This is a genomic window from Pseudanabaena sp. 'Roaring Creek' (assembly GCF_001402795.1).
In the GTDB taxonomy this organism is placed as follows: Bacteria; Cyanobacteriota; Cyanobacteriia; order Pseudanabaenales; family Pseudanabaenaceae; genus Pseudanabaena.
Genome location: NZ_LIRE01000548.1, coordinates 1 through 3,088, shown reverse-complemented (window position 1 = coordinate 3,088; position 3,088 = coordinate 1). Strand labels below are relative to the sequence as shown.

At 42.9% G+C, this 3,088-nt stretch carries 1 protein-coding gene; it reads right to left on the bottom strand.

Features of this window, described 5'->3' with window-relative positions; genetic code table 11:
• Positions 1-202 precede the first annotated feature (202 nt).
• Complete coding sequence (locus tag AC805_RS16210) at positions 203-2,779, bottom strand: glycoside hydrolase family 15 protein (RefSeq protein WP_231663271.1); 2,577 nt, start codon at positions 2,777-2,779, stop codon at positions 203-205.
• Positions 2,780-3,088 lie beyond the last annotated feature (309 nt).

Genomic DNA, 3,088 nt, shown 5'->3' with positions numbered 1-3,088 from the left:
CTGTTAAAAACTGGGATATCTTTGGATTGTCATCGGACATTTTTTTTTACCAGTTAGGTGGTTGAAATTAAACTGATTACAGAAAATCATAATCAAAACCTAAGGAGAGAAAGTTTAAGTAAACTTAAAACCTAGAAGAGCGTACCGCCCGCTTAGTGGGCGGTACGCTCTCTGGTTTTGGTTCTTAATTATGCTTAACTGCTTAACTAAAGGTATCGCTAAGCGTAGTATTTCCACTGGATGGAGTGGTAAAAGTATGATTCTGTCCGCTTTGCCAAACCGTATTTCCTTGGGAATCCAGCTTAACAAACTTGTATTCAAAAGCAGTCGAAGCAGGTAAAGAAACCGTCACACTCCAAATGGGATAATTTGAAGAAGAAAGCTTAATTCCTGAAGATGGCTCCCAATTACTCAATAACGGGCTATTACCCACGAGATAGATATTCTCACCTAGATTAGTACTAGCATTAACATTAAAGGTCACATTAGTTTGAGCCTTATCGCAAGCATAACGCTGACAAACTACATTAGGAGCATCTCCTTTCCCTTCGTTCATCGCCACCACCAGATTGATATACTCACCCATCGCCCAACTGAGAGGGCGCATTGACCGAGTAGCCGTACCAACTTGATAATTAGATGGTGTTGTTGTCTTCCAACCAGTGATACTCGCATCCTGATTCCAAATCTGTTCTGGAATGAATCCAGCCTCAGAGGAAAAGGCTTTGAGTGCTTGGTCGTAACTTTTTCCGATAGAACCATCACCCGACTTCGCGATTTCATAAATACCACGCTCAGCGGTAAATATAGGCCAAAGACGACCGCGAGTCAAATGATCCTGATTACTATTCTTATCGTTAAACACATCGCCACTATTTGTCTCTCCATAACCATCAAAGTTATAACGGAACCAAGCATCCCCTTTATCTGGTAGAGTTTGCTTGAGGATAGCATCGTATTCAGGAATAGTTTCGAGAATTGTCCAATCGTTCGGACTCATGGTTCCCATACGCACTAATTCAAGAAATCCACCATCAATGACATCACGCTGGTCATGCTTGCCACCACCATTACCAAAAGTAAGCTGATCGCCATCGTTAGGATTTTTGTTGTCCGTAAGGCGCACATAATACTTCTTATTACCTAGAGATCCATTGGTCGTAAATGTCCAATTAGCAACATTATTACGCCATCCATCGGCTATCTTGAGATAATACTTAGCAGCCTCTGGATCGTTTGCCTTAGTAGCTAAATCAGCAGCAGTTACTAAACCAGCAATCTCAGCAGCAATTGTGGAAGGAGAATATCCTGCCATTTCTTCCCATCGTTCCTGTCCAGTGTAAGGACCATTGTGAGCCAAGAATTCGGCTGCTAATTTGATTTTCGACCAAAGATCGGTACGGTTGAGTTTCCAAGCCAAAATAATGGGCATGGCAGTTTCATCCATCTGACTGCCATTCCACCAAATTTTGCCACTTACAAAGGTGTTTTGAGGAAATCTTCCAGCACGAGAATAGGGATTATCGCTATTGGTGGTTTGCATTTGCACGTTGAATAGATAATCTACGGCTTGATTAGCAGATGCTGTATCGCCTGCCGCAATTAACGAGCTAGCAAATTTGAATAAATCCCGCGACCAAACCAGATGATATCCACCTTGATTCGCATCGCCATTTCCCTCACCCCATGGTGTTCCTAGCCCAGCAATCATCGCTCCATTACTTTTGTCTTGGATCGTCTTGAGAGTCATAGCTGCCAGATAGTACTGATCGTCTGCTCGACCACCTTGATTCTTCAACCCTTGAGTATAGGTGAGCCAACCCTGAGTATAGGCTATCTCGGATTTCCCTAAGTCACTCGTCAGAGTGGCATTAGCAGCATTCATCGCATCAGTTTCACTACTACCAAAACCTAGGACGACATCAAAGGAAATGCTACTGGCATTATTACTACTAAAATCAACCCAACCCATTTGGGCAACGTTACCTTGATATGCGCCATCATATTGCCAGTTCATGGTCTTATCATTGCTACCACCAAAAAGATCGGTATATCCATCAGTTGTACCAACGAACCCATTAGATATCATTGCCACACCATTAACGGACTTCCAAGGTAAGGAAATACCTAATGCCGAGGCTGTTGAGTTAGGCTGAGAGGCAGCTAAAAAATTACGTCCATTAGCTGAAAGAGTTCTTGAGTTATCAGGTCCCGTCGAAGGAGTAATATTACAAGCTAGCGATTGATTGGAAGGGGTACCACTGCCACTGTTATTAATTGCAGGGTTATTGAGAAGATAGACATTGTAGTCTTTAACAGTTTTTCCAGCCTCCAAGGTCTCGAAGGTAACGCGTTGAATAACGGTTGGGCGATCGGGATCGGTAAAGAACTTTTTCGTAATCTTCCATCGATTATCGTCGTCGGTCGTGACTGCCTGCCATACCATCGATCGCTTATTAACTTGGGTAATTTGATGTTGCTTTTGCTTGCGCTCTTCATCTCCCCAAGTTTTCGCTGCATCGGTGATCAGGAATTGGAGATCGACATTCTGCACCGTATCCACGGTTGGATAAAAGACTTCCGTCAGAATACCCTCTCCACCAGTAAAATAGACATTGGATGCTTTACTGGTGGAAGTGCCCAGAAAATCCTTAGCTGAGGGAGCCCAAATAGAGGAAACTCCTGGAGCACAGGGGGAATTAGCGGCATCAGCCATACCCGTTCCTAAGAACAGGAAAGAGCATAGACAGATCAAACTAGCTAGTAGCCAGTATCTCATTTTGGGTTTGCTATTCATAAGTCACATTACTAATTGATAAAATCGATAAATTTGAGGTGAATACCTGATCGAAACTACAGGGCAAAGCCCTGAAAATGCGGCATCACAGGAAGAATCAAAGTGGGGATTGCTGTGCCAAGGGATTTAATACCAATTCACGAAAGTGTGACAACACTTTTGTGAATTAAAAACCAAACCCAGTAAGGGTTTGCAAAACACAAAATGGCTAAGCCATTTTGTGTTTTGGTATAATTAGGGTAAATTCTTCAAAGAGCTAATACTGGGGGCAAAGAAATACTCTCCACCCTT

Excerpts from the sequence above, each read along its gene's own strand:
- AC805_RS16210 (WP_231663271.1), bottom strand. The coding sequence starts at position 2,779 with ATGAGATACTGGCTACTAGCTAGTTTGATCTGTCTATGCTCTTTCCTG.